The 303-nt window shown below is 69.3% G+C and carries 1 pseudogene; it reads right to left on the reverse strand.

The features are described from left to right. Positions 1-303, reverse strand: a pseudogene (gene hppA / locus ACLBXO_RS32050) (sodium-translocating pyrophosphatase); the annotation flags it as partial.

Here is a 303-nt window from a genome sequence, read left to right on the forward strand (position 1 = left end):
GACGTGAAGGTCAGGCCGGTGGAGGTGGTGAAGCTCGTCGAGAAGCCGCCGAGCAGGGTCATGTTGACCGCCGCGATCGCCGCGATGGACAGCACGCCCGCGGCGGTCAGCCCCTTGTAGAGGGCGCCCATGATCGACTGGTTCGCGCCGAGCCGCACCGCGTAGGTGCCGGCGATGGAGGTGAGGATGCAGGCCGACCCGATGGCGAGCGGGTACAGCATCATCGGCACGAGGACGTCGCGGTTGCTGCCGCCGGCGCCGGAGAAGAAGATCGCGGCCAGCACCATCGTGGCGACGACCGTG

Source organism: Methylobacterium sp. C33D, from assembly GCF_053345825.1.